Origin of the sequence: Micromonospora sp. NPDC020750, from assembly GCF_044334565.1 — a bacterium.
Classification (GTDB): Bacteria; Actinomycetota; Actinomycetes; order Mycobacteriales; family Micromonosporaceae; genus Micromonospora.
In genome coordinates this window covers 230,783-254,350 of the sequence record NZ_JBIRTH010000009.1, presented here as the reverse complement: position 1 = coordinate 254,350, position 23,568 = coordinate 230,783, and the positions used below count along the sequence as shown (strand labels likewise).

Here is a 23,568-nt window from a genome sequence, read left to right as displayed (position 1 = left end):
GGGGTGAATGGTGCCGTCATCGCCTGAACGAGGGTTTCCGAGAAGATAGCGGCTTTTGCCCCTTCGGGCGAAGTTTGTTCCATCTAGCCTCGGTCCCAGGACGACGACGCGGGGGAGGTGCGGGGGAATGGTCTCCAGAAGAGGTCTGCTCATCGCGGGGGCGGCAGGTGGCGCGGTCGCGCTGACACCGGCCGGGTGGGCCGTCGCCGGGCCGCGTCCGGCCCCGCCGCTGGACCCGCGCGACATCCCGAAGTACGTCACCCCGCTCCCGGTTCCCCGGGCCATGCCCCGGGACCTCGGGGGCCCCGACGCCGACGAGTACGCGGTCGCGGTGCGGCAGTTCCGCCAGCAGGTCCTGCCCCGGTCGCTGCCGCCCACCACCGTCTGGGGCTTCGGCTCGGCGGCCCACCCGGGCAGCTTCCGGTACCCGGGCCCCACCATCGAGGCCCGGGCCGGCCGGCCGGTCCGGGTCACCTGGCTCAACCAGCTCCTCGACCGGCGCGGCCGGCACCTGCCGCACCTGCTCCCGGTGGACCCCACCCTGCACTGGGCCAACCCGGCCGGCGGCGACGAGGGGCGGGACCACGCCGGCCACTTCCGCCGCACGCCAGGGCCCTACCTGGGGCCGGTGCCGCTCGTCGTGCACCTGCACGGCGGGCACAACCGGCAGGAGAGCGACGGCCACCCGGAGGCCTGGTACCTGCCGAACTGCCGCGACCTCCCGTCCGGGTACGCGCGGTACGGCAGCTCGTACCGCGAGTTCGGCGACCGGTACGCCGACTACCGCGGGACCCGGTGGTCGCCCGGCGCGGCGACCGTCGAGTACGCCAACGACCAGCGCGCCACCGCCCTCTGGTACCACGACCACGCCCTCGGCCTGACCCGGTTGACCATGTACGCCGGCCCGATCGGCCTGTACCTGCTGCGCGGCGGCGCCGCCGACCTGCCGCCCGGGGTGCTCCCCGGCGCGGCGACCGGCCCGGCCGGCGGTTCCGCCCGCGGCCACCACGAGATCCCGCTGGTGATCCAGGACCGCAGCTTCACCACCGACGGCTCGCTGAGCTACCCGGCCAGCCGGGCCGAGTTCGACGGCCGTCCCGGCCGGTACGTGCCGGAGACGGACGTGTCGCCGATCTGGCACCCGGCGGTCTTCGCCGACGCCATCGTGGTCAACGGCCGCACCTGGCCGGTGCTGGAGGTGGAACGCCGGCGCTACCGGTTCCGCCTGCTCAACGGCTGCAACTCGCGGTTCCTGCTGCTGTCGGTGGCGGCGCACCCCACGGCCCGGCCGGCGGTGCCGGCGGTGCCGTTCTGGCAGATCGGCAGCGACGGTGGCTTCCTGCCGGCGCCGGTGCGACTGGGCAAGCTGCCGCTCGGCGGCGGTTCCCGGGTCGACGCGGTGGTCGACTTCTCCGACGTGCCGGCGGGAACCGAGCTGTACCTGGTCAACGAGGGCCCGGACGGGCTGGCCGGCCGGCCGGGGGCGGACGTCGAGCCCGCCGACCCGCACACCACCGGCCAGGTGCTGAAGCTCGTCGTCACCGAGGCGACCGGCCCGGACCGCAGCGTCCCGCCGGACCAGCTCGACCTGCCGTCGTCGCGACCGCTCGGCCCGGCTGAACGGGTCCGCCGGCTGTCGCTGAACGAGACGATGTCGACGTCGCCCGGCGCCGGGCCGGTGGCCGCGCTGCTGGGCACCGTCGACCGGGACGGCCGGGCGGTGCCGCTGCGCTGGAACGCGCCGGTCACCGAGACGCCCCGGCTGCACGGCACGGAGGTCTGGGAGTTCCACAACTTCACCCCGGCCGCCCACCCGATCCACCTGCACCAGGTGCAGTTCGAGCTGGTCGGGCGGGGGCCGACCGGCCAGCAGCCGCCGAGCCCGGCCGAGCGCGGGTGGCTGGACACGGTGGCCGTGCTCCCCGGGGAGGTGACCCGGATCAAGGCCCGGTTCGACCTTCCGGGCCGCTTCGCCTGGCACTGCCACCTGCTGGAGCACGAGGACAACGAGATGATGCGGCCGTACGACGTCGTGCCCTCCGGTGGGGCGCGGACCGGCGACGGCGGGATCAGCGCGGAGGGCTCCTCCGGGCTCGGCCTGGCCGGCGTGGCGGCCCTCGGGGCCGCCGCCCTGGGCGCGGGAATGCTGCACGGCGCACGCGATCCCGGATCGACATCCCTCGGTTAGGCGGGTCTGAGCAGCTCAGCTAAGGTAAGGCGAGCCTAAGCTGAGGGAGTTTCGTGACCACCGTCGCCGCGCGGCCGATCCGGGCCGCCAGCCGGCCCGCCCGCGGGTCGGGCCGACGGGTGGCCGTCACCGTGGGGGCGGCGGCGGTGCTGGCGCTCGCCGTGCTCGCCAGCTTCGCCCTCGGCAGCCGGCCGCTGGCGCCCGACGACGTGTGGCACGCGCTGGTCGCCCCCGACGGCGGGGACGCCACCACCATCGTCCGCGAGCTGCGGATGCCGCGCACCACCCTGGGCATCGTCGTCGGTCTCGCCCTCGCCATCGCCGGGGTGCTGTTTCAGGCGCTGACCCGCAACCCGCTGGCCGAGCCGCGCATCCTCGGCATCAGCGCCGGCGCGTCGTGCGGCGTGGTGCTGGCCATCGCCGTCTTCGGCGTCGGCAGCCTCGCCGGGTACGTCTGGTTCGGCGTCGCCGGGGCGCTCCTGGCCGGCCTGGCCGTGTTCGCGGTCGCCAACCGGACCCGCGAGGGCGCCTCGCCGGTCACCCTCGCGCTGACCGGCGCCGCGCTCGACGCCAGTCTCGGCGCCGTCGTGTACGCACTGCTCAGCATCGACGCCCGCACCTTCGAGGAGTACCGGTTCTGGGTGGTCGGCGGGCTGACCGGCCGGGACGTCGGCGTCACCGGTCAGGTGCTGCCGCTCGTCCTCGCCGGGCTCGTGCTGGCCGTCCTGGTCGCCCGGGGCCTGGACGCGCTCGCCCTCGGCGACGACGTCGCCCGGGGGCTGGGCCACCGCATCGGCCTGGTCCGCCTCGGCGGCGGCGCGGCCGGGGTGCTGCTCACCGGGGCGGCCGTGGCGGCGGCCGGACCGATCGCGTTCGTCGGGCTCGCCGTGCCGCACCTGGCCCGGGCCCTGGTCGGCGCGGACCACCGGTGGACCCTCGCCGTCGCCGCCCTGCTCGGACCCGCCCTGCTGCTCGGCGCCGACGTCGTCGGCCGGCTCGTCGCCCCGCCCGGCGAGGTGCCCGCCGGGGTGATCACCGCGCTGATCGGCGCCCCGCTGCTGGCCTTCCTCGTCCGCCGCGCCCGGGTGGTCACGGCATGAGCGCCCTCGCCACCGGGGCCCGCCCCCGATCCGCCCCGCCCGGCCGGACCCTGCTGCGCCTCGGCCCGCTACGGGTGCCGGTACGCCGCCGGCCGGTGCTGGTCGCCGCCGCGCTGACCGGGCTGCTCGCCGCCGCCGGGGTACTCAGCCTCTCCCTCGGCACCCCGTACGTCGCCCCGGCCGACGTGCTGCGCGCAATCTCCGGCGCCGGCACCCCGTACGACCTGGTGGTGCTCGACCTGCGGCTGCCCCGACTCGTCCTCGCGGCGGTGGCCGGCGCGGCGTTCGGCGTCGCCGGCACGCTGATCCAGAGCGTGGCCCGTAACCCGCTGGCCAGCCCGGACGTCATCGGCATCACCCAGGGGGCCGGGCTGGCCGCCACCATCGCCCTGACCGGCGGGGCAGCCGCCGTCCTGGTCGCCCCGGCGGCGCTGCTCGGCGGGCTGGCCGCGGCGGCACTGGTGCTCGCCCTCGGTGCCCGGCACGGGCTGGCCGCCCAGCGGTTCGTCCTCGCCGGGGTCGCGGTGGCCTTCGCGCTGCGGGCGCTGATCGAGGTGGTCCTGATGACCGTCGACCCGATCGACGGGATGCGCGCCCAGATCTGGCTGGTCGGCACCCTCGCCGGAAAGGGATGGACCGAGGCGGCCTGGATCGCGGTCACCCTGCTGGCGCTGCTGCCCGTGCTGCTCTGGGCCGGCTGGGCACTGAACAGCACCGCCCTGGACGACGACACCGCACGCGGGATCGGCGTCCGCCCGGTCGCCCGCCGGATCGGCCTGGCCGGCACCGGGGTGCTCGCCGCCGCGATGGTCACCGCGCAGGTCGGCGCCGTCGACTTCGTCTCCCTGGTCGCGCCCCAGCTCGCCCGCCGGCTGGTCCGGGCCGAGCGTCCCCCGCTGCTCTGCTCCGCCCTGCTCGGCGCGCTGCTGCTGGTCCTCGCCGACCTCGCCGGCCGCCGGCTGCTCGCCCCGACCCAACTCCCGGCGGGCGTGCTGACCGCCGCGATCGGCGGGCCGTACCTGATCTTCCTGCTGCTGCGCGGACGCCGGAGGCCGTCCTGATGCCCACGACCGCCCCCGCCGGCCCGCCGCCACCGTCCCCCGCCCCCGCCGGCCCGCCCGCATCCCCGCCGGTCGGGTCCGGCGGTGTCCCCGCATCCCCCGGCGTTCCCGCATCCCCTTCTGTCGTCCCCTCCCGAGGAGCCGCGATGCTCTCCACCCGCGACCTGGTCGTCGGCTACGACGAGCGGACCGTCCTGGACGGACTCGACCTCGAGCTGCCCGCCGACGCCTTCACGGTCGTCGTCGGCCCGAACGCCTGCGGCAAGTCGACGCTGCTGCGCACCATGGCCCGACTGCTCACCCCCAGCCGGGGCGCGGTGCTGCTCGACGGCACCGCGATCCGGGACCTGCCGACCCGGGAGGTCGCCCAACGTCTCGGCGTGCTGCCGCAGAGCCCGCTGGTGCCCGAGGGGGTCACGGTCGCCGACCTGGTCGGTCGGGGCCGGCAGCCGTACCAGCGGTGGTGGCGGCAGTGGTCGGAGCAGGACAGCGCCGCCGTCGACGAGGCGCTGGAGCTCGCCGACGTGGCCGGCCTCGCCGACCGGCCGGTGGACACCCTCTCCGGCGGGCAGCGACAGCGGGTCTGGATCGCGATGACCCTGGCTCAGGACACCGAGGCGTTGCTGCTGGACGAGCCGACCACCTTCCTCGACCTGGCCCACCAGATGGAGGTGCTGGACCTGCTGCACCGGCTGCGCGCCGAGCGGGGCCGGACCGTGGTCGCCGTGCTGCACGACCTCAACCAGGCCGCCCGGTACGCCGACCACCTGATCGCCATGCGCTCCGGCCGGGTGGTGGCCGCCGGCCCGCCCCGGGAGATCCTCACCGTGGAGCTGGTCCGCGACGTCTTCGGGCTCGACTGCGTCGTCGTGCCCTGCCCGGTGACCGGCGCGCCCCTGGTCGTGCCGGCCCTCACCAGCCCCTCCCTGGCAGCCCTCGCGCGGGCCGCCTCCTCCGTCACCTCCTCCGCAGGCCCACCGGCCGGCGGAACCCTCTGAAAGGAACATCGATGCGTCGTCTCGCCGCCGTGCTCACCGCGGCCGTCGCCCTGAGCGCCGGACTCACCGCCTGCGGAGAGAGCGACCCCGTCGCCGACACCGCCGCCGGGGACACCCGGGAGATCACCCACGCCATGGGCACCACCAAGGTCCCGGCCGACCCGAAGCGGGTCGTGGTCCTCGACACAGACAAGATCGACACGACACTGTCGCTGGGCATCACACCGGTCGGTGCGGCCACCGCGGGCGAGGCGAAGGGCTGGCCGACCTACTTCGGCCAGGAGAAGCTGGCCGGGATCAAGACGGTCGGGGTGGTCACCGAGCCCGACCTGGAGGCGATCAACGCCCTCAAGCCCGACCTGATCCTGGGCAGCAAGTTCCGCCAGGAGAAGTTCTACGACGAGTTGGCCGCCATCGCCCCGACGGTGTTCACCGAGCAGGTGGGCATCACCTGGAAGGAGAACCTCCTCCTCGACGGCAAGGCGCTCGGCAAGGAGGAGCAGACCCGTGAGCTGCTCACCACGTACGAGAAGCGGGCCGCGGACTTCGGCGCGAAGCTCGGCGACGCCGCCCAGCGGAAGATCTCCATCGTGCGCTTCATGCCCGGCGCGATCCGGGTCTACGGCCCGGACTCCTTCTCCGGCATCGTGATCGGTGACACCGGGCTGGGCCGCCCCGAGCGGCAGAAGCTCGCCGACAAGGAGGACAAGCGCTTCGACGCGGTCAGCCCCGAGCGGGTCAACGAGGTCGACGCCGACGTCATCTTCGTGACCGCCTACGGCGAGAAGGCCGCCGCCGAGCAGAGCACCGTCTCCGGCGGCACGTTGTGGAAGGGCCTGTCCGCGGTGAAGGCCGGCAAGGCGTACCCGGTCTCCGACGAGGTCTGGATGACCGGCATCGGCGTCGGCGCCGCCAACAAGATCATCGACGACCTCGAGAAGTACCTTTCCTGACCCCCGCCCCGCGCACTACCCCGCCGCCACCCTCCTCCCGAGACGCGCGCATATTCCCGGAAAGAGTGGCTGTTCCGCCGAGAACAGCCACTCTTTCTCTGTAAGCGCGGGCGCTCTGTAAGCGCGGGCGCTCTGTAAGCGCGGGCGCTCTGTAAGCGCGGGCGCTCTGTAAGCGCGGGCGCTCTGTAAGCGCGGGCGCTCTGTGAGAGCGGGCGCTCTGTGAGAGCGGGGGTTAATGGGTGGAGTGGCGGGAGCGGAGGGCGGAACGGATCTCCGTCAACACGCCGTCGAAGTCTTCTCTCATTCGTTTGCTCGTCACGTGCAGGACCAGCCAGTCGTCGCCGAGCAAGTGGTTCAGACGTTGCCGGTCGCGGTGGAACTGCTCCGGGTCGTGGTGCCAGATGCCGTCGTACTCCACGGCCACCTTAAGGTCCGGCCAGGCGAGGTCGACCCTCGCCACGAATTGACCGTTGCGAGTGACCACGTGTTGGGTCACCGGTCGGGGCAGGCCGGCGCGGACGAGTCGCACCCGCAGCCGCGACTCGGGCAGAGACTCCGCGCCCGCGTCGACCAGGCTCAACGCCTCGGCGAACCTGCGGGCACCCCGCTGGTTGCGACGGCGGGCGAGGTACACGGTGAGGTCGTCGGCGCAGACGGCATGACGGTGCAGCAGTGCGTCGATCAACGCCACCGCCTCGACGGTGTCCAGCCAGCAGGCAAGGTCCCAGCAGGTGCGGACGCCCGTGGTGACCGGCATTCCGTCGACCCGCTGAACCTCGCCGTCGCGCCACCCGGAGACGTGGATGAGCAGCCCGGTGAGCGGGCCGAAGCGGGAGGCCGGCTCGACCAGCACCTCGACCGGCTCGTGTGGCCCCGGCGTCGGCCCGCCGAGCATGGCGACGGCCGACCTGCCCGCCAGGGTGCACCCGGGTGGGAAGAGCCACGACGCCGCGGCCCGACATCGGGTCAGGTGCGTTATCTCGATACGGGAATCGGCATAGACGTTGTGCAGAACCTGCCGCCACGCGCTGCTGCGCAGGTCGTTCTTCGTGAGCAGGCCGCGGCGAACCGCGTCCCGGGCGAAGAACACCTGCCCGACCAGCTCGGCCGGCCGACGAGGAATGCGAGCCACCCTCCCACCCTGCCGCACCCCCGCCCCTCCCAAAACCCCCTGTGGATAACCCCCCCTCCCTCCCTCCCTCCCCTCCCCGTTCCCAAGGCGCGCACTTACACGGAATGAGTGGCTATTCCACGTGGAATAGCCACTCATTCCGTGAATTTGCGCCGCGGGCCGCGGCCCGCGGCCGCGTCCGCGGTCGCGGCGGGGGTGGGGGTGGGGGTGGGGTCAGGCGGCGGTGGACCAGATGGCGCGGAAGGCGGCCGCCTCGCCGGCCAGCCACTGCTCGACCTGATCGGGCTTGACGCTGCCCGGCATCCGGTATGCCTCGCCTCGGCGGACGTCTACCAGGACCGGGGCGGCGTGGGGGAGGACGGCGTCCATGTGTCGGGCCATCAGGTGCAGGGTGGCCAGGGCCGCCTCCTCACTGGGCGGGGCCTCGTCGAAGTGCAGGCGGACGGCCTCGGCGCGGCCGTCCTCGGCGTACCGGATGCCGAAGTGGGGGTTGATCTTGACGGGGAGGTCGCCGAGCATGGCCAGAGCGTCGCGGGTCTGGGCCAGGTCGACGGCGGTCGGCTCGCCGAGGGAGCGCAGCCAGGTCGTCGCGCCCGGTACGAGCGCCTGGTAGAGCGGGCGCCAGCGCGGCTTGACCACGTCGGCGACCTGCGCCAGGTGGGTGCCGCCGGTGTGGAACGCGACGTCGGCCTTGAGCGCCTTGACGAACTGGCCGTGCGGGTTGAAGCCGTGCCGGCTCGCCCGCTGCTTGCGCAGGCCCCCGACGAAGCTTGCCTTGGTGGGCCCGGTGCGGTCGACGTACCGGGTGAAGCCGAGGAGGGTGGCGTAGGGCGGGAGGGTGCTGGAGGTGGACGCGTTCACGGAAGTCCTCCCAGGTCAGGACTTGGTTTAGTACACATATTCTAATCGATGGGTCTGACATCACCCAGTGAAAAGGAAGGGCAGTCCGTGTCGCGTCCGCGTGAACTCTGCGAGTGTCCGGGCGAGCCTGCGAGTGATCTTGCGAGCCGTCCGGACCACCTTGCGAGTCACCCCTACGTGCCGGGCCGGTTGCCGAGAAAGGGCATCGACGAGGAGCGGGATGCCGTGGCATGAGCAGCGATGCTTTGATGGGCTCCGAGGTGGAGACCTCTCTACTGCCAACGCCTTGACAAGAGCGGCCCCGTTGGCGAGACGGCCCAGCAGGTGGGCTGGTCATCCCCGCAGGAAGACCGTCTGCGTGCCAACCGCGTGGGTGTTCGTCCGCCGTGCGCCTACCGCTCCCGGATGGCGTAGGTCAGGTGCGTCGCCCTCGGGGAGGGCTCCGCGCGGACCGGTTCCAGGGCCACGCGGCCCGCGTCCACGCCCTCGAACAGGCGGATTCCGGAGCCGAACAGCACGGGCGACAGCGCGATCGAGAACTCGTCGACCAGGCCGGCGTTCACGTACTCCAGAATCGTCGCGCCGCCGCCCGCGATGCGGATGTCGCGGTCGCCGGCGGCCTCGCGGGCCTGGTCGAGCGCGGACTCGATGCCGTCGTTGACGAAGTGGAAGGTGGTCCCACCCGGCCGCTCCCAGGGGTCACGCTTCTCGTGCGTCACGACGAAGACCGGCGTGTGGAACGGCGCCTCCTCCGGCCACGCCTGCTCGCCGGCGTCGAACATGCGCTTGCCCAGCACGCTCGCGCCGGTGCGCTCGAACGTCTCCCGCGCGATGTCGTTGTCGCGCCCTTCCTCACCGCCCTCGCCGAGCTTCAGGTTCTCCCGGAAGAACCGCTGCGGGAAGATCCACTGATGCAGTTCCATCCACTGCCGCCCCATCAGGTCCCCGATGGACTCGGGCGCGATGAACCCGTCCAGCGACATCGACACGCTGAAGAACACCCTCCCGGCCATCAGCCCTCCGCTCCCTTTAGAACGATCTCGGTGACGTAGGCAGCCAGCTTGCTCAGGGTCTGCTGGCCGCCCTCGATCGCGTGGTACTTCTCGGCCGCCTCGTCGCGCAGCTCCTTGGTGGGGAACACCGTGCGCATCTCGATCCGGGTCGCCAGCCCGTCGGGCGCGAACGTGAGGACCGACTCGAAGGCGTTCGGGTCGCCGCGGGACTCACCGTGCAGCAGCGCGATCCCCTCCGGCGGGGCGATCTCGGTCCAGGAGATCCACTCCTGGTAGTCCGTCCCGTCCGGCCCGTGCATCACGAAGTCCCACTCCCCGCCGACGCGGAACTCGAAGGACCGCGTGGTGGTGGTGAACCCCTCCGGCCCCCACCACCGTGACAGGTGCCGCACCTCGGTGAACGCCTCGAACACCAGCTCCCGTGGGGCGTCGATGACCCGGGAGATCACGATCTCGCGGTCAGCCGTCGCGGACTGCGCCGGTGCCCCTCGTTCCAACTTGCTCATCAGCTACTCCTCCTGCCTCGCCTGCTTCAGGTCCTGCACGTACGCGTCCAGCCGGTCGAAGCTCTCGTTCCAGAACCGCTCGAACCCGCCGGCCCACTCGTGGACCGGTCGCAGCCCGCGGGCGTCGAGGCCGTACAGGCGCTGCTTGCCTGCCCTGCGGTCCCGCACCAGCCCGACCTCGCGGAGCACCCGCAGGTGTTTGGACGCCCCCGGCTGGGTCATCCCCAGCTCCTGGGCCAACTCGGTCACCGGCCGCTCACCCGCCCGCAGCAGCACCAGGATCTCCCGGCGCTGCGGCTCGGCGATCGCGTTGAAGACGTCCGATGTCGTCGCTGCTCGTGCCATGGCAACCATCATATACCCATAACGGCATGCGTTTAGGCGAGAGGAGCCAAGCAGGCCTTGTCAGATGACGATCGTGACCCTTGTCACCTGACCCGGCTCAGGCTGGTGCGCGCGAAAGGTCCGGACGTCCGGACTGCCCCTCCCGTGACGATCGGCTAGAGCTGGCCGACGTCCGTGATCCGGACGGCGGCGGCACCCACCTCGTCGGAGGCGGCCAGGTCGATCTCGGCGCTGATGCCCCAGTCGTGGTCCTCGTCGGGGTCGTCGAGGATCTGCCGGACCGTCCACCGCTCCCGGCCCTGCTCGATCATCAGCAACGCCGGGCCGCGGGCATCCGGGCCGACCCCGATCGAGTCGTACGCCTCGAAGTACGGCTCCAGCGCGTCGGCCCACGCGTCCGCGTTCCAGCCGTCCCCGGCGTCCAGCTCGCCGAGCAGGTCCCAGCGACGCAGGGCCGCCAGCTCGACCCGGCGGAACAGCGCGTTGCGCACCAGCACCCGGAACGCCCGGGCGTTGCGGGTGACCGCCGGCGGCCGGTCGTCCAGGTTGGCGTACGCCTCGGCGGCCTCCGCGACGTCGGAGGGGTTGCGCAGCCGCTCCCACTCGTCGATCAGGCTGGAGTCGACCTGGCGGACCAGCTCGCCGAGCCACTCGATGAGGTCGACCAGCTCCTCGGTCTTGGCGTCCTCGGGGACGGTCTGGCGCAGCGTCTTGTACGCGTCGGCGAGGTACCGCAGCACCAGCCCCTCGGAGCGGGTGAGGGAGTAGAACTGCACGTACTCGGTGAAGGTCATCGCCCGCTCGTACATGTCGCGGACGACCGACTTGGGGGAGAGCTGGTGGTCGGCGACCCAGGGGTGCCCCTGCCGGTACATCTCGTACGCGGCCTCCAGCAGCTCCGCGAGGGGCTTCGGGTGGGTCACCTCGTCGAGCAGTTCGAGGCGGGCCTCGTACTCGATGCCCTCGGCCTTCATCGCGGCGACCGCCTCGCCGCGGGCCTTGAACTGCTGCGCGGAGAGCACCTGGCGGGGGTCGTCGAGGATCGACTCGATCACCGAGAGCACGTCGAGGGCGTACGACGGGGACTCGGCGTCCAGCAGCTCGATGGTGGCCAGGGCGAGCGGCGACAGCGGCTGGTTGAGCGCGAAGTCGAGCTGGAGGTCGACGGTGAGCCGGACCCGGCGGCCGGTCTCGTCCGGCTCGGGCAGTTCCTCCACCACCCCGCCGGCGCGCAGCGCCCGGTAGATGGCGATCGCCCGGCGGATGTGCCGGCGCTGGGCGGCGGGCTCCTCGTGGCTGTCGGTGAGCAGGTGCCGCATCGCGGCGAACGCGTCGCCGGGGCGGCCGATGACGTTGAGCAGCATCGAGTGGCTGACCTGGAAGCTTGAGGTCAGCGGCTCCGGCTCGGCCTCGACGAGGCGGTCGAAGGTGGGCCGACCCCAGCCGATCGAGCCCTCCGGCGGCTTCTTGCGGACCACCTTGCGCCGCTTCTTCGGGTCGTCGCCGGCCTTGGCGAGGGCCTTCTCGTTGTCGATGACGTGCTCGGGGGCCTGCACGACGACCCGGCCGATGGTGTCGAAGCCCGCCCGGCCGGCCCGGCCGGCGATCTGGTGGAACTCGCGGTTCTTGAGCAGCCGGGTGCGGATGCCGTCGTACTTGCTCAGGCCGGTGAACAGCACGGTGCGGATCGGCACGTTGATGCCGACGCCGAGGGTGTCGGTGCCGCAGATGACCTTGAGCAGCCCGGCCTGGGCCAGGGTCTCGACGAGGCGGCGGTACTTCGGCAGCATGCCGGCGTGGTGCACGCCGATGCCGTGCCGGACCAGCCTCGACAGGGTCTTGCCGAATCCGGAGGTGAACCGGAACCGGCCGATCGCCTCGGCGATCATGTCCTTCTCGGCCCGGCTGGCGACGTTGACGCTCATCAGCGCCTGGGCGCGCTCCAGGGCGGCGGCCTGGGTGAAGTGCACGACGTACACGGGGGCCTGCTTGGTCTCCAGCAGCTCCTCGAGGGTCTCGTGCATCGGCGTCATCGCGTACGTGAAGATGAGCGGGACCGGCCGCTCGGCCGAACGGACGACGGCGGTCGGCCGGCCGGTGCGCCGGGTGAGATCGTCGACGAAGCGGGTGGTGTCGCCGAGGGTGGCCGACATCAGCACGAACTGCGCCTGGGGCAGCTCGATGATCGGCACCTGCCAGGCCCAGCCCCGGTCCGGCTCGGCGTAGAAGTGGAACTCGTCCATGACCACCTGGCCGACGTCGGCCCGCTCGCCCTCGCGCAGCGCGAGGTTGGCCAGGATCTCGGCCGTGCAGCAGATGATCGGGGCGTCGGCGTTGACGCTGGCGTCGCCGGTGAGCATGCCGACGTTGTCGGCGCCGAAGACCTCGCAGAGGGCGAAGAACTTCTCCGACACCAGGGCCTTGATCGGGGCGGTGTAGAAGGTGGTCCGGCTGTCGGCCAGGGCGGCGAAGTGCGCGGCGATCGCCACCAGGCTCTTGCCCGAGCCGGTCGGCGTGTTCATGATCACGTTTGCGCCGGAGACGATCTCGATGACCGCCTCCTCCTGGTGGGAGTAGAGGTCGAGGCCGCGCTCCTTCGCCCAGCCGGCGAACGCGTCGAAGAGGGTGTCGGGGTCGGCGCTTGTCGGCAGCGCGGCGGTGAGCGTCATAGCCCGTCCATCGTGCCTGCCGCAGGCCCTCCCGCGCCAACCGGGCCACCCTTCATTCGTCGGGCGCCGGCCGTTACGACAGGGCCGCGTCCGACGACAGGGGTGTCAGAGAGGGCCGGCAGGAAACCGCGCAGGGGGAGCCTGCCGGTCACGCCCGGTGGTGGATCAGGTCGAGGACCGGGCGGCCGGCGGTCAGCGCGCGGCGCTCGAACTTGGTGACCGGCCGGTGGGCGGGACGCGGGGCGTACCCGCCGTGCACGTCGGTCAGCCCCGGGTCGGCGGTGAGCGTCTCGCGCATCGACTCGGCGTACTCGGCCCAGTCGGTGGCGCAGTGCAGCGTCCCACCGGGGACCAGTCGGGAGCGCAGCAGCGCCACGTGCGCGGGCTGGATGATCCGCCGCTTGTGGTGTCGCGACTTCGGCCACGGGTCGGGGAAGAACACGTGCACCGCGTCAGCGAGCCCTCCGGCAGCGCCCGGACCAGGTCCAGCGCGTCGCCCCGCCCGACCCGCACGTTGCCCAGGCCGTGGCGCTCCACCAGGCCCAGCAGGTTGGCGATTCCGGGCGTGTGCACCTCGACGGCCAGATAGTCTCGGTTCGGGTCGCCGATGGCCATCTCGGCCGTGGCGTCCCCCATCCCGGACCCGATCTCCAGCACCACGGGGGCCCGGCGGCCGAAAAGCCCCGCCAGGTCCACCGGCGCGGCGAGGTCGTCGGTGATCGTCATGCCGTACGCCGGCCAGAGCCGGTTCAGGTCGTCGACCTGACGGTCGCTCATCCGGCCGCGCCGGGGGTGGAAGGTGCGGATCCGGGGCGCGTGCGGCGGCACGGTCGCGGCGGGGTTCGGTTCGGTGGAGGTCACAGCGACCCGAGCGTACGCGACGGCCACGCCGGACCGGATGTGATGTACGACGGGGACGGGCGGACCCGTCCCTGTGATGTACGACCGGGACGGGCGGACCGTCCCGTACGGCAGGCCGGGCGGCCGGTGCCCGGCGTCGCGCTACCGCGCCGGGAGGGGTCATGGGGTCAGCCACGCGCCTCGGCGCCGCGCTGGCGGTCGCGGTCGCCGCGGTCGCCGGACCGCTCGCGGTCACCACGGTCAGCGTGGTCGCCGGACCGCTCGCGCGGGTCGCGCGGGCCGCCGGTGCCCCCGCGGTCGCCCCGGCGCCCGAGGCGTCGGCCGGTCAGCCCGGCGGCGGCCAGCCCGGCTGGATCGTCTTCGTCGAGGTCAGCCCCGGCACGGTGCAGCCCGGTTACCTGGTCGGCGTCCGCGCGAGCTGCCACGACAACTCGGTGCCGGCCATCGTGGTCTCCGACGCCTTCGGCCGGGTCGCCGCCCGACCGGACCGCGGCCTGCTGACCGCGTCCCCGATGGTCCGGGAGCGCGTCTGGCCGGGCAACTACCGGGTCAAGCTGGAGTGCCGGGGCGGGGAGACCGCGACCACGATGCTCCAGGTGGTCAAGCGGGCCCCCTCGCCCTCGCCCACCCACAGGCCGACGCGCGAGCCGGCCCCGCACCCGACGCACCCGGCGGCGCAGCACCCGAGCCGGGGCCCGAACACCGGCTTCGGCGGCACCGCCGGGGCGGCCACCGGCGGCCTGCTGCTGCCCGGGGGTGTGGCGCTGGCCGTGGCCGGGGTGACGATCGGTCTGGCCACCAGGCGCCGGCCCCGCGTCCGCCGCGCCGCCGGCGGGAGCTGAGACCGGCCGTGGCCTCCGCACGCGTACCCCGGTTGTCCGCCCCGCCGGTCGATGCCGCGCAGCCGGCGGAGCGCCGGCCGTGGTCGGTGCCGGTGGCCGTGGTCCTGGTGCTGGTCGGCGTCTTCGCCACCGGCGCGGGGCTGGGCCGCGTGTCCGGGCCGCTCGACTGGGTCGCCGGAACCGCCGGCCGGCCCGCCGCCGGCGCTCCCGGTCTGGCGGCCAGCCGACCGGTGTCCCTGGCCGTGCCGGCGATCGGGGTCTCCGCGCCCGTGGCGCCGGTCGGGCAGGCGCCCGACGGGTCGGTCGACGTGCCACCGCTGGCGAATGCGGACGAGACCGGCTGGTACGACCGTGGCCCGACCCCGGGCGAGCCGGGCCGGGCGGTGATCGTCGGGCATGTGGACACAAAGAGCGGCCCGGCGGTCTTCTACGACCTGAGCAAGCTCAAAACCGGCGACCGGATCGAGGTGACCCGCGCCGACGGCGACGTGGTGCTCTTCGCGGTGGACTCGGTCGAGCACTTCGGCAAGGACGCCCTGCCCGCCGACCGGGTGTACGGCGACGACGGGCCGCCGGGACTACGGCTGATCACCTGCGGCGGCCAGTGGGTCGGCGGGCGGACCGGCTACGCCGACAACGTGGTCGCCTTCGCCTCGCTGGTCGACACCCGCCGCCCCTGACGCCCCTAACTTGGTGAAAGGGCTGCACGCCGGCCTGGCCGTCAGGCCACCTGCATTCGCAGCGCCGTCAGCTCCGACTCCTCGGCGCCGTGCTTCACGAGGTAGGCGGAGACGGAACCATGGATGCTGCGAATCCAGAGCATCGCCCGATGGATGAGGGTGGCGGAGACAAGAAGGGTGCCGTGTCCTGCCGTGGACGATGCCGTTTTCACGGTCAGGCCCAGCTCGGCGTTCGACCGGAGGAAGTCCGCGGTGACCTCCGCCTCGGACGCTCCCAGCAACGTCTGGAGGACGGCAACGACGACACCTGTCCGGTCCTTGCCGGAGGCGCAGTGAACCAGCACGGGCGGGCCCGGGGTAAGAAGACAACGAATGACAGCGACCGCGGAACGCCCCGCGTGCCCGGGACATATCCCGCAGTCTCGTCACCGGGCGAAGGTCGCCACTCTCCTGCCCGGCGTCGTCCTGGTGCGGGACACGAAGAATCGCCACGGCGGCACGCTGACGTTCGCTTCAGACGCGTGGCGTGGTTTCGTAGCGCTGGCGTAGGCGATCGGTCCGGTCGGCTGACTGCGGCTGATCCCGGGCACAGTCACTGCACTCTCACGTAGACGCGTCCGGCCAGAGTGACTCCGACGGGCTTGTCTCCTGGGGTGACCAGTGGGACTGGATCACCGTAAGGCCCCCGTACTTCCCCTTTCTTTTCTGCCCCGGCGCGTCTCATGATCGTCTGTCGTTCAGCGAGAACCGGTACGGCGTGTCGCGTCCGTTTTCAGCAGACGATCATGACGCTCAGACACGCGGGCAAGTCGGTGTGGGTCGGTAGCGGCTCCCACACGCCAGGGAGCGGCTACCCCGTCAGCGTGATCAACTTTGCCTCGCTGGCCGGCCCGTGCCGCCCCCTGACGGGCCCCGCGACCCGGATCAGGGCCGGGGCGGCACCTGGAGGACCACGTCGAACTCCAGCAGGCTCGCGCCCGAGGCGACCGGACGCCGCTGCTCGCCGCCCTCGCCGCCGGCGTGCGCGGCCCGGGACGGCCCGGCCGCCCACGCCTGGTAGGCCTCCTCGGTCTCCCATTTTGTATAGACGAAGTAGCGCTTCTCGCCGCCGACCGGGCGCAGCAGTTCGAAGCCGAGGAAGCCGGGGGAGCCCTCCACCGCGCCGGCCCGGGCCGCGAACCGCCGCTCCAGCTCCTCGCCCGCGCCGTCCGGTACGTCGATTGCGTTGATCTTCACGACTGCCATGTCCCCACCCTAACCGCCGGCCGGACGCACCCGGCCGGCGTCAGGGCGTCGGCGCGGCCGGGACCGGGTCGGCGTCCACCACGATCGGGGCGTGGTCCGAGGGGCCCTTGCCCTTGCGGGCCTCCCGGTCCACGTACGCGGCGCGGACCGCCAGGGCCAACGGCGCGGACGCGTACACCAGGTCGATCCGCATGCCCTTGTTCTGGTGGAACATCCCCGCCCGGTAGTCCCAGTACGTGTAGGGGTGCGGGCCCTTCATCGGGGTGGGCACCACGTCGTGCAACCCCAGGTCGCGCAGCGCCGCGAGGGCGGCCCGCTCGGCGGGGGTGACGTGGGTGGAGGCGGCGAACAGCGCGGGGTCCCAGACGTCGGCGTCCGTCGGGGCCACGTTGAAGTCGCCGCAGACCGCCACTGGCGGCCCGCCGGTCAGTTCCCGCTCCAGCACGTCCCGGAGGCCGGCGAACCAGGCCAACTTGTACGCGTAGTGCGGGTCGTCGACGGCGCGGCCGTTGGGCACGTACACCGACCAGACCCGCAGCCCGGCGCAGGTGGCCGAGATGGCCCGGGCCTCCGGCTCGGGGAAGCCCGGCTCATCGGGGAAGCCGACCGTCACGTCGGCCAGGCCGACGCGGGACAGGATCGCCACCCCGTTCCACCGGCCGTCGCTGTGGCTGGCCACGGTGTAGCCCAACTCGCCGACCTCGGCCACCGGGAACGCCCCGTCGGGGCACTTGGTCTCCTGGAGGCAGACGACGTCGGGGCCGGTGGCGGCCAGCCAGTCGAGCAGCCGGGGCAGGCGGGCCTTCACCGAGTTCACGTTCCAGGTCGCCAGGCGCATGCCTCCAGCCTGCCGTATCCCCGCCCCGACCGCCCGGTCAGCTCCCCGGGGTGTCGCCCGGTCGGCCCTGCTCGGCCAGGAACCGTTCCAGCTCGGCGCCCAGCTCGTCGGCGGTGGGCAGGGGACCGGCCTCCGCGGCGAGCAGGTTCTTCTCGCCCCGACCCCGGGCGAACGCGTCGTACTGCTCCTCCAGGGCCGAGACGAGGGCGGCGGCGTCCTCGGTCTGTGCGACCTGCCGGTCGATCTCGACCCGGACCACCTCGGCGGCCGAGCGCAGCCCGTCGCGGGGCAGCAGCAGTCCGGTGCTGCGGGACACCGAGGCGAGCAGCACCTCGGCGGCAGCCGGATACTCGGCCTGGGCGACGTAGTGCGGTACGTGGGCGGAGAAGCCGAGCGCGTCGCGGCCCAACTCGCCGAGGCGGAACTCCAGCAGGTGCCCGACACTGCCGGGGACCTGGACGCGTTGCAGCCACGGCTCGTACCCGGAGATCAGCTCGCGTCTCGTGGCGTGTGCGGTGACCCCGGTCGGCCGGGTGTGCGGGACCGCCATCGGGATCGAGTTGAGCCCGACGGTGAGCCGGACGTCGAGCCGGGCCGACAGCCCGCCGACGGCGGCCACGAAACGCTCCCACTGCAGATCAGGCTCGGGGCCGGTGAGCAGCAGGAAGGGGGTCTCGTCGTCGTCGCGCAGCAGGTGCACCTCCAGCGTGGGCGCCTCGTACTCCTCCCAGTGGTCCTCGACGAAGGTCATCGCCGGGCGCCGGGACCGGTAGTCGTAGAGCTGGTCGATGTCGAAGCGGGCGACCTGGCGCGCGTCGAGGGAGGTGAGCAGCTGCTCCCGGGCCAGCCGGGTGGCGCTCCCGGCGTCGACGAAGCCGGTGAGGGCCTGGATGAGGACCGGCTGCCCGAGGTCGGGCAGCTCGTCGGAGAGTTCATAGAGCTCGTGTGGGTCGAGCACCGGTGCGGACCTCCCTGGAATGTGCCAACGGGGCGCCGTGCCGCGCACAGCCCCCGGTTCGGGGAACGTACCCGCCATCCTCGTGCATTCCTGCGTCGACGGTCCGACGGGAAGGTTCATGATCACAATTAGGTGAACGCCCTCTTCCGGCGGCGTCGCCCGTCCCGCCGGGGTCGGACGGCCGACCCGGTGTCGGCCGAACGGGGGAGAGGTCGGTCTCCCCGCTCGTCGTGGGCGTTAGCTGCCCGGCTCGGTGTGCCTCCGTCGGCCCCGGAGGTTCGTCCGGTCCGCCCGGCTCGTGCCGGTGCGGCCCGCCGGCTGCCCGGGTGCCCGGCGTGGCGGGCGGAAGTGTGACGATGGACACCCATAGGCCCGGGGTCATCCGGATTTGTCCCGCCTAGTGTCGGCGGATGCGTGACGACGGCACCCTCGACGACCAGCAGAACCCGGGCGTGGCGGCTGGCCGTTCGGACGTTACCACCTCGTCCGAACGGCCAGCTACTACTTCCACCACCACCGACGGCACCCGCCCCGAGCGCCACCGGATTCCTTCCCCTGGCGGTACGACTACCCGCCCCGGGCGGTTGCGTAACCTGCTCGCCCCCGGCCGTTCCGCGTCCGGTACCGCCGCCCCGGGCGGCCCGTCGCGCCGGCCCGGGCGGACCGTGGTCGCCCTGGCCGCCGGCGTGACCTGCTGCCTCGGCCTTGCCGCCCTGGCCCAGGCCCGGCAGGAGACGCGGGACGACACCGCCGCCCGGGCGGCCGTCGCCAGCGCCGACCTGGAGCGGCGTGCCGCCGGCGACACCGCTTCCCGGTCGCTGGACCGGGTGTCCGCGACGACCCCGTCCGCGACCGTCAGCCCCTCCGCCGCGACCCCGTCCGCCTCCGCCACCACCGTCGATCCGGACACCTCCCGGGCTCCCGCCCCCCGCAAGCGGCCCGCGCGCCCGGCGGATCCCGCCCCGGTCGCCGGACTGACCAAGGCGCAGATGGCCAACGCGAAGGTGATCGTGCGGACCGGCAAGGCGATGGGGGTGCCCCGCAGAGGACTGGTCATCGCCGTGGCGACCGCGATGCAGGAGAGCAACCTCTACAACGTGGCCAGCGGCGTGCTGCCCGAGTCGCAGAAGTACCCGCACCAGGGGGTCGGCTGGGACCACGACTCGGTCGGGCTGTTCCAGCAGCGGGCCAGCAGCGGCTGGGGCGAGGTGGGCCAGCTCATGGACCCGGCGTTCGCCACCCGGCAGTTCCTCGCCGCGCTCCAGCAGATCCCCGGCTGGCGTGACCTGCCGCTGACCGTGGCGGCCCAGGCTGTGCAGATCTCCGCGTATCCGGACCTGTACGCCCAGCACGAGTGGCGGGCGACCGAGGTGGTCAACGCGCACCTGGCCGCGTGAAATGATCACCGCGCGGGCCGGGCACGCACAGTGAGGAACACAGTGGACGCATGGGGGTTGCTCCCACGGGGTACACATGGTGGAGGCAACCTACAGGAGGACGACATGTCAGCACTGGTGCAGCGGATCAGCCGGTTCCTCCGCTCCCCGCAGGGACAGAAGATCGTCGACCGGGGCCGCCGTGAGATGGCGAAGCCGGAGACCCAGCGCAAACTGAAGCAGTTGGCCTCCCGCCTGTCCACCCGGCGCTGAGCGCCGGCGCCGTCGTACCCGCACGTCACCGACCCCCGGGAGCCTCCGTGACCGACCCCGCCCCCGTCGACGGCCAGCCCAGCACCCCCGCCCCGGAGCCGGCCGCGCCGCGTCCACCGGCGGTGATCCCCACCGCCGCCCAGGACGTCCCGGAGGCGCCGCCGGCCCGGCTCTGGGACCGGATGCGGGAGGACCCGCAGTACGCCCCGGAGCACCTCGCCCTGGAGGCGGTGCGCCGCCTCGGGCCCGAGGCGGCCCAGTGGGCGGCCCGGGTGCGGGCGGAGCGGCCGGGCGTGCCGGCCGAGGAACTGGCCGACCAGGCGGTCCGCAAGTTCGTCACCCTGGCCCGGCTCTCCGGCGCGGTCTCGGGCGCGGCCGGGCTGCCCGGCGCGGTGGTCGACGTCGGGGTGCTGGCCTGGACGCAGGCCCGGATGGTGCTGCACATCGCGGCGGCCCACGGGATCGATCCGACCCACCCCGACCGGGCCACCGACCTGCTGGTGCTGCAGAAGGTGCACAAGGTCGCCGGGACCGCCCGGCTGGCGCTGGGGGTGGCTGCCGGGCGGGAACGGGCCGGGGCGCTGTTCGGCTCCGGGGGGCAGAACGCGCTGGGCAAGGCGATGATCCGGCTGAGCGTGCGGTTGGCCCAGATGGCCGGGGTGCGGGCGGCGAAGCGGGTCTTCGCCAAGGTGATCCCGGGCGCGGCGATCATCCTCGGCACCTGGGCCAACTCGTCGGCCACCAAGGACCTCGCCGAGCGCTCCCGGCACCTCTACCGCAGCACGCCCCCGACCGACTCCCCCACCTGACGCCGTCGCCGGCTCGGGCTCGCGGTGATCCATGATCGTCTGACGGGAACCGGCGTGACACGCCGGGCGGGGTGCCGGTAAGGGTCAGACGATCGTGGGCCCGGGTTCAGTCGAAGCCGGCGGCCCGCCAGGTCGCGTCGGCCAGCCGGCCCTGCCCGGCGACGTTGGGGTGGAACCAGTCCAGCGCGTTCACCAGGTCGAGGGTGAAGCGCACCCGGTGCACGGCCCCGCCGTCGTACCGGCACCGCGAACCGTGCGCCCGGCAGGCCGCCTTCAACTGCGCGTTGTAGGCGTCGATCCGGTCCCGCACCCTGGCCCGGCGGGCCACGTCGGCGGGCGCGGTCGAGGTCGCGTCGGCCAGCAGCGCCGGGCAGATGCCGTGCCGCCAGGCCCGCACCGCCCGGGAGTCCGTGTGCCCGACCTCCCACAGCCGGTACAGGTCGGGGATGCTGACCACCAGCACCCGCGCCTTCGGGCGACCCTTGCGCAGCACCCGCAGGCCCCGGTCCACCTCGCTGCGGAAGGTGGCCACCGGGGTCATCGCGTCGACGTCGTCGCGGCACACGTCGTTCGCGCCGATCAGCACCGTGACGTAGTCGGCGCGGTCGCGTACCGCCGCCTCGGCCTGCCCGGCCAGCGCCGCGGCCCGCGCGCCCGGCTTGGCGTGGTTGTACGCCTTCCCGCGCAGCTTCGGGTTCCGGTCGACCAGCCGCTGGTAGTGGCTGTCCACCCGCAGCCCGTCCCCGGTCGACCAGGAGTTGCGCTCGCACGAGCTGAGCATCAGGCAGGAGCCGAAGCCGGCGCTGATCGAGTCACCGAGCGCGGCCATCGCGGCCGGCGTGCCGGGCGCGGGCGATCCGCCCGACGGCCGGGGCTGGGCGCTGCCCCCGTCCTCACAGGCGAGCGCGACCAGGGCCGCCAGGCAGGCGACCGCGGCGACCCAGCGTCGAGGCATCATTCCCCAGTCCCGCGGCGGAGTGCGACAGCGCGGTAACCCTATGCGGGACACCGGGTCGGGGGGTGGCCTCCTGTCGGCTTTCCGGCAGTTTGCCCCGTCGTCGCCCAGCGAGTGGTAATGGGCATGCGGTGCGGCCGGGTCGGTTAACCGCGTCGATCGGGGGTAGCTCGCAGGGATGACGAGATCGCAGCCCCGACGTGCCCGCGGAACGGTGGGCCACGCGTACAGCGCGCTCAACCTCCGCCTCGCGCTCGCCGGCTTCGGGCTGGTGACCATGGCGGTCTTCGCCGTGCTGGCGTTCCGGGCCGACCTGGTGTGGCTGGGCGTGGTCTGCGCGGTCTTCGCCGCCGTCGCCGTGGTCGACCTTTTCGTCATCCAGCGCCGTCGGGCCGCGCGCCGCCGGGAGCAGCCGGGCGCGCGGCACTCGCTGTTCGAGTGACAGGAGTACGAGATGCCCATCGCCACCACCAACCCCGCCACCGGGCAGGTGCTCAAGTCGTACGACCCGATGTCGACCGAGCAGCTCGACGCGGCGATCGAGCGGGCCGACCTGGCCTTCCGGGACCTGCACCGGACCACCGTCGCCCAGCGGGGGCGGTGGCTGAGTGCCGCCGCCGACCTGCTCGACGCCGAGCGCGACGACACCGCCCGGCTGATGACCACCGAGATGGGCAAGACGTACGCCGCTGCGCGGGCCGAGGTGACCAAGTGCGCGTCGGCCTGCCGGTTCTACGCCGCGCACGCCGAGCGGATGCTCGCCGACGAGCCGGCCGACGCCCGCGCCGTCAACGCCACCCGCGCGTTCGTCCGGTACCAGCCGATCGGGCCGGTGCTGGCGGTGATGCCGTGGAACTTTCCGCTCTGGCAGGTCATGCGGTTCGCCGCCCCGGCGCTGATGGCCGGCAACACCGGCCTGCTCAAGCACGCCTCGAACGTGCCGCAGACCGCCCTGTACCTGGAGGGCCTGTTCCGCCGGGCCGGCTTCGCGGAGGGCGCGTTCACCACCCTGCTCGTCGGCTCGGACGCGGTGGACCGGATCCTCAGCGACCCGAGGGTGCGCGCCGCCACCCTCACCGGCAGCGAGCGCGCCGGCCGGTCGATCGCCCAGATCGCCGGCCGGGAGCTGAAGAAGACCGTGCTGGAGCTGGGCGGCAGCGACCCCTTCGTGGTGATGCCCTCGGCCGACCTGGACCGGGCCGCCGAGGTCGCCACCACCGCCCGCTGCCAGAACAACGGCCAGTCCTGCATCGCCGCGAAGCGGTTCATCGTGCACACCGACGTCTTCGACGCGTTCGCCGAGAGGTTCGCCGCGAACATGGCCGCGCTGCGGGTCGGCGACCCGATGGACGCCGGCACCGACGTGGGGCCGCTGGCCAGCTCCGGCGGCCGGGACGAGGTCCACGCCCAGGTGCGGGACGCCGTGGACCACGGCGCCACGGTGCTGTGCGGCGGCGAGAAGCCGGCCGGGGACGGCTGGTTCTACCCGCCGACCGTGGTCACCGACCTGACCCCGCAGATGCGGATGTGGACCGAGGAGGTGTTCGGGCCGGTCGCCGGGCTCTACCGGGTCTCCTCGTACGCCGAGGCCATCGAGGTGGCCAACGGCACCGCGTTCGGCCTCGGCTCCAACGCCTGGACCACCGACCCGGACGAGCAGGAGCGCTTCGCCGCCGACCTGGACGCCGGCAGCGTCTTCATCAACGGGATGACCACCTCGTACCCGGAACTGCCCTTCGGCGGGGTGAAGAACTCCGGGTACGGCCGGGAGTTGTCCGCGCTGGGCATGCGCGAGTTCTGCAACACCAAGACCGTCTGGGTGGGCCGGGGCGAGGCCCCGGCCGGCGCCGGGGCGCACGCCGAGTAGCGATTGCCCGGACACCGTCATGGGTAGGAGGTGCGGTC

General features: G+C 73.2%; 24 protein-coding genes and 1 pseudogene. 13 read left to right on the top strand and 12 right to left on the bottom strand.

Annotated elements, in window-relative coordinates:
- Window positions 1–127 precede the first annotated feature (127 nt).
- From ACH4T9_RS26260 to ACH4T9_RS26240, 5 genes are all read left to right on the top strand, one after another.
- The gene (locus ACH4T9_RS26260) at window positions 128–2,188 is read left to right on the top strand and encodes a multicopper oxidase family protein (RefSeq protein WP_396674000.1); all 2,061 of its coding nucleotides are present in this window, start codon (window positions 128–130) and stop codon (window positions 2,186–2,188) included.
- Window positions 2,189–2,241: 53 nt separating this feature from the next.
- The gene (locus tag ACH4T9_RS26255; RefSeq protein ID WP_396673999.1) at window positions 2,242–3,288 is read left to right on the top strand and encodes a FecCD family ABC transporter permease; all 1,047 of its coding nucleotides are present in this window, start codon (window positions 2,242–2,244) and stop codon (window positions 3,286–3,288) included.
- Window positions 3,285–4,349, top strand: a complete 1,065-nt coding sequence (locus ACH4T9_RS26250) for a FecCD family ABC transporter permease (RefSeq protein WP_396673998.1) — start codon at window positions 3,285–3,287, stop codon at window positions 4,347–4,349. Before ACH4T9_RS26255 ends, ACH4T9_RS26250 begins: the two co-directional genes overlap by 4 nt.
- Before the next feature lie 146 nt (window positions 4,350–4,495).
- Window positions 4,496–5,347: an ABC transporter ATP-binding protein gene (locus ACH4T9_RS26245; protein WP_396673997.1), complete on the top strand. Its 852-nt coding sequence runs from the start codon at window positions 4,496–4,498 to the stop codon at window positions 5,345–5,347.
- An 11-nt stretch (window positions 5,348–5,358) separates the two neighbouring features.
- On the top strand, window positions 5,359–6,300 hold the full coding sequence (locus ACH4T9_RS26240) for an ABC transporter substrate-binding protein (protein ID WP_396673996.1): 942 nt from the start codon (window positions 5,359–5,361) through the stop codon (window positions 6,298–6,300).
- A 232-nt stretch (window positions 6,301–6,532) separates the two neighbouring features.
- Here the strand turns inward: ACH4T9_RS26240 and ACH4T9_RS26235 are convergent, their stop codons facing one another.
- The 7 genes and pseudogenes from ACH4T9_RS26235 to trmB all read right to left on the bottom strand — a co-directional run bounded on the left by ACH4T9_RS26235 (window position 6,533) and on the right by trmB (window position 13,687).
- Complete coding sequence (locus ACH4T9_RS26235) at window positions 6,533–7,432, bottom strand: endonuclease domain-containing protein (RefSeq protein ID WP_396673995.1); 900 nt, start codon at window positions 7,430–7,432, stop codon at window positions 6,533–6,535.
- Window positions 7,433–7,645: 213 nt separating this feature from the next.
- A complete protein-coding gene (locus ACH4T9_RS26230) occupies window positions 7,646–8,293 on the bottom strand; it encodes a hypothetical protein (RefSeq protein ID WP_396673994.1) in 648 nt (215 codons plus the stop codon).
- A gap of 392 nt (window positions 8,294–8,685) precedes the next feature.
- Complete coding sequence (locus ACH4T9_RS26225) at window positions 8,686–9,306, bottom strand: dihydrofolate reductase family protein (RefSeq protein WP_396673993.1); 621 nt, start codon at window positions 9,304–9,306, stop codon at window positions 8,686–8,688.
- Window positions 9,306–9,812 (bottom strand): SRPBCC family protein, encoded by a 507-nt coding sequence (locus tag ACH4T9_RS26220; RefSeq protein ID WP_396673992.1) that lies wholly within the window; start codon window positions 9,810–9,812, stop codon window positions 9,306–9,308. The genes ACH4T9_RS26225 and ACH4T9_RS26220 overlap by 1 nt, the downstream gene beginning before the upstream one ends.
- Window positions 9,813–9,815: 3 nt before the next feature.
- Window positions 9,816–10,157, bottom strand: a complete 342-nt coding sequence (locus ACH4T9_RS26215) for an ArsR/SmtB family transcription factor (RefSeq protein ID WP_396673991.1) — start codon at window positions 10,155–10,157, stop codon at window positions 9,816–9,818.
- Between the two features lie 155 nt (window positions 10,158–10,312).
- A complete protein-coding gene (locus ACH4T9_RS26210; RefSeq protein WP_396673990.1) occupies window positions 10,313–12,826 on the bottom strand; it encodes a DEAD/DEAH box helicase in 2,514 nt (837 codons plus the stop codon).
- Window positions 12,827–12,974: 148 nt separating this feature from the next.
- Window positions 12,975–13,687 (bottom strand): annotated as a pseudogene (gene trmB, locus ACH4T9_RS26205) (tRNA (guanosine(46)-N7)-methyltransferase TrmB).
- A gap of 161 nt (window positions 13,688–13,848) precedes the next feature.
- Between trmB and ACH4T9_RS26200 the strand changes: the two are divergent.
- A complete protein-coding gene (locus ACH4T9_RS26200; protein ID WP_396673989.1) occupies window positions 13,849–14,529 on the top strand; it encodes a hypothetical protein in 681 nt (226 codons plus the stop codon).
- A gap of 32 nt (window positions 14,530–14,561) precedes the next feature.
- Window positions 14,562–15,209: a class F sortase gene (locus ACH4T9_RS26195; protein ID WP_396674073.1), complete on the top strand. Its 648-nt coding sequence runs from the start codon at window positions 14,562–14,564 to the stop codon at window positions 15,207–15,209.
- Between the two features lie 41 nt (window positions 15,210–15,250).
- Here the strand turns inward: ACH4T9_RS26195 and ACH4T9_RS26190 are convergent, their stop codons facing one another.
- Window positions 15,251–15,622: a tyrosine-protein phosphatase gene (locus ACH4T9_RS26190; protein ID WP_396674072.1), complete on the bottom strand. Its 372-nt coding sequence runs from the start codon at window positions 15,620–15,622 to the stop codon at window positions 15,251–15,253.
- Between ACH4T9_RS26190 and ACH4T9_RS26185 the strand changes: the two genes are divergently transcribed.
- Complete coding sequence (locus ACH4T9_RS26185; RefSeq protein ID WP_396673988.1) at window positions 15,582–15,758, top strand: DUF397 domain-containing protein; 177 nt, start codon at window positions 15,582–15,584, stop codon at window positions 15,756–15,758. The two genes, ACH4T9_RS26190 and ACH4T9_RS26185, sit on opposite strands and share 41 nt — an antisense overlap.
- Before the next feature lie 375 nt (window positions 15,759–16,133).
- On the opposite strand, the gene ACH4T9_RS26180 is transcribed toward ACH4T9_RS26185, so the two are convergent.
- From ACH4T9_RS26180 to ACH4T9_RS26170, 3 genes are read right to left on the bottom strand one after another with little or no spacing between them, the layout of a single operon-like run.
- Window positions 16,134–16,454: an antibiotic biosynthesis monooxygenase family protein gene (locus ACH4T9_RS26180; protein ID WP_396673987.1), complete on the bottom strand. Its 321-nt coding sequence runs from the start codon at window positions 16,452–16,454 to the stop codon at window positions 16,134–16,136.
- 40 nt (window positions 16,455–16,494) lie between these two features.
- Complete coding sequence (locus tag ACH4T9_RS26175) at window positions 16,495–17,292, bottom strand: exodeoxyribonuclease III (RefSeq protein WP_396673986.1); 798 nt, start codon at window positions 17,290–17,292, stop codon at window positions 16,495–16,497.
- 37 nt (window positions 17,293–17,329) lie between these two features.
- Window positions 17,330–18,250 (bottom strand): proteasome assembly chaperone family protein, encoded by a 921-nt coding sequence (locus tag ACH4T9_RS26170; protein WP_396673985.1) that lies wholly within the window; start codon window positions 18,248–18,250, stop codon window positions 17,330–17,332.
- Between the two features lie 410 nt (window positions 18,251–18,660).
- Between ACH4T9_RS26170 and ACH4T9_RS26165 the strand changes: the two genes are divergently transcribed.
- The 3 genes from ACH4T9_RS26165 (at window position 18,661) to ACH4T9_RS26155 (ending at window position 20,708) form a co-directional block, all read left to right on the top strand.
- Complete coding sequence (locus ACH4T9_RS26165) at window positions 18,661–19,647, top strand: peptidase M23 (RefSeq protein ID WP_396673984.1); 987 nt, start codon at window positions 18,661–18,663, stop codon at window positions 19,645–19,647.
- 105 nt (window positions 19,648–19,752) lie between these two features.
- On the top strand, window positions 19,753–19,899 hold the full coding sequence (locus ACH4T9_RS26160) for a hypothetical protein (RefSeq protein ID WP_201754126.1): 147 nt from the start codon (window positions 19,753–19,755) through the stop codon (window positions 19,897–19,899).
- Between the two features lie 47 nt (window positions 19,900–19,946).
- A complete protein-coding gene (locus ACH4T9_RS26155) occupies window positions 19,947–20,708 on the top strand; it encodes an EcsC family protein (protein ID WP_396673983.1) in 762 nt (253 codons plus the stop codon).
- Between the two features lie 106 nt (window positions 20,709–20,814).
- On the opposite strand, the gene ACH4T9_RS26150 is transcribed toward ACH4T9_RS26155, so the two are convergent.
- Window positions 20,815–21,663 (bottom strand): GDSL-type esterase/lipase family protein, encoded by an 849-nt coding sequence (locus ACH4T9_RS26150; RefSeq protein WP_396674071.1) that lies wholly within the window; start codon window positions 21,661–21,663, stop codon window positions 20,815–20,817.
- 178 nt (window positions 21,664–21,841) lie between these two features.
- On the opposite strand from ACH4T9_RS26150, the gene ACH4T9_RS26145 reads away from it, so the two are divergent.
- Window positions 21,842–22,105, top strand: coding sequence for a DUF6343 family protein (locus ACH4T9_RS26145; RefSeq protein ID WP_396673982.1), 264 nt, complete (start codon window positions 21,842–21,844; stop codon window positions 22,103–22,105).
- Between the two features lie 12 nt (window positions 22,106–22,117).
- Window positions 22,118–23,530 (top strand): NADP-dependent succinic semialdehyde dehydrogenase, encoded by a 1,413-nt coding sequence (locus tag ACH4T9_RS26140; RefSeq protein ID WP_396673981.1) that lies wholly within the window; start codon window positions 22,118–22,120, stop codon window positions 23,528–23,530.
- Window positions 23,531–23,568: the final 38 nt, after the last annotated feature.

Excerpts from the sequence above, each read along its gene's own strand:
- ACH4T9_RS26145 (WP_396673982.1), top strand. The coding sequence starts at position 21,842 with ATGACGAGATCGCAGCCCCGACGTGCCCGCGGAACGGTGGGCCACGCG.
- ACH4T9_RS26165 (WP_396673984.1), top strand. The coding sequence starts at position 18,661 with ATGCGTGACGACGGCACCCTCGACGACCAGCAGAACCCGGGCGTGGCG.
- ACH4T9_RS26160 (WP_201754126.1), top strand. The coding sequence starts at position 19,753 with ATGTCAGCACTGGTGCAGCGGATCAGCCGGTTCCTCCGCTCCCCGCAG.
- ACH4T9_RS26245 (WP_396673997.1), top strand. The coding sequence starts at position 4,496 with ATGCTCTCCACCCGCGACCTGGTCGTCGGCTACGACGAGCGGACCGTC.
- ACH4T9_RS26140 (WP_396673981.1), top strand. The coding sequence starts at position 22,118 with ATGCCCATCGCCACCACCAACCCCGCCACCGGGCAGGTGCTCAAGTCG.
- ACH4T9_RS26200 (WP_396673989.1), top strand. The coding sequence starts at position 13,849 with ATGGGGTCAGCCACGCGCCTCGGCGCCGCGCTGGCGGTCGCGGTCGCC.
- ACH4T9_RS26210 (WP_396673990.1), bottom strand. The coding sequence starts at position 12,826 with ATGACGCTCACCGCCGCGCTGCCGACAAGCGCCGACCCCGACACCCTC.
- ACH4T9_RS26240 (WP_396673996.1), top strand. The coding sequence starts at position 5,359 with ATGCGTCGTCTCGCCGCCGTGCTCACCGCGGCCGTCGCCCTGAGCGCC.
- ACH4T9_RS26225 (WP_396673993.1), bottom strand. The coding sequence starts at position 9,306 with ATGGCCGGGAGGGTGTTCTTCAGCGTGTCGATGTCGCTGGACGGGTTC.
- ACH4T9_RS26250 (WP_396673998.1), top strand. The coding sequence starts at position 3,285 with ATGAGCGCCCTCGCCACCGGGGCCCGCCCCCGATCCGCCCCGCCCGGC.
- ACH4T9_RS26215 (WP_396673991.1), bottom strand. The coding sequence starts at position 10,157 with ATGGCACGAGCAGCGACGACATCGGACGTCTTCAACGCGATCGCCGAG.
- ACH4T9_RS26260 (WP_396674000.1), top strand. The coding sequence starts at position 128 with ATGGTCTCCAGAAGAGGTCTGCTCATCGCGGGGGCGGCAGGTGGCGCG.
- ACH4T9_RS26150 (WP_396674071.1), bottom strand. The coding sequence starts at position 21,663 with ATGCCTCGACGCTGGGTCGCCGCGGTCGCCTGCCTGGCGGCCCTGGTC.
- ACH4T9_RS26220 (WP_396673992.1), bottom strand. The coding sequence starts at position 9,812 with ATGAGCAAGTTGGAACGAGGGGCACCGGCGCAGTCCGCGACGGCTGAC.
- ACH4T9_RS26185 (WP_396673988.1), top strand. The coding sequence starts at position 15,582 with ATGACAGCGACCGCGGAACGCCCCGCGTGCCCGGGACATATCCCGCAG.
- ACH4T9_RS26180 (WP_396673987.1), bottom strand. The coding sequence starts at position 16,454 with ATGGCAGTCGTGAAGATCAACGCAATCGACGTACCGGACGGCGCGGGC.
- ACH4T9_RS26175 (WP_396673986.1), bottom strand. The coding sequence starts at position 17,292 with ATGCGCCTGGCGACCTGGAACGTGAACTCGGTGAAGGCCCGCCTGCCC.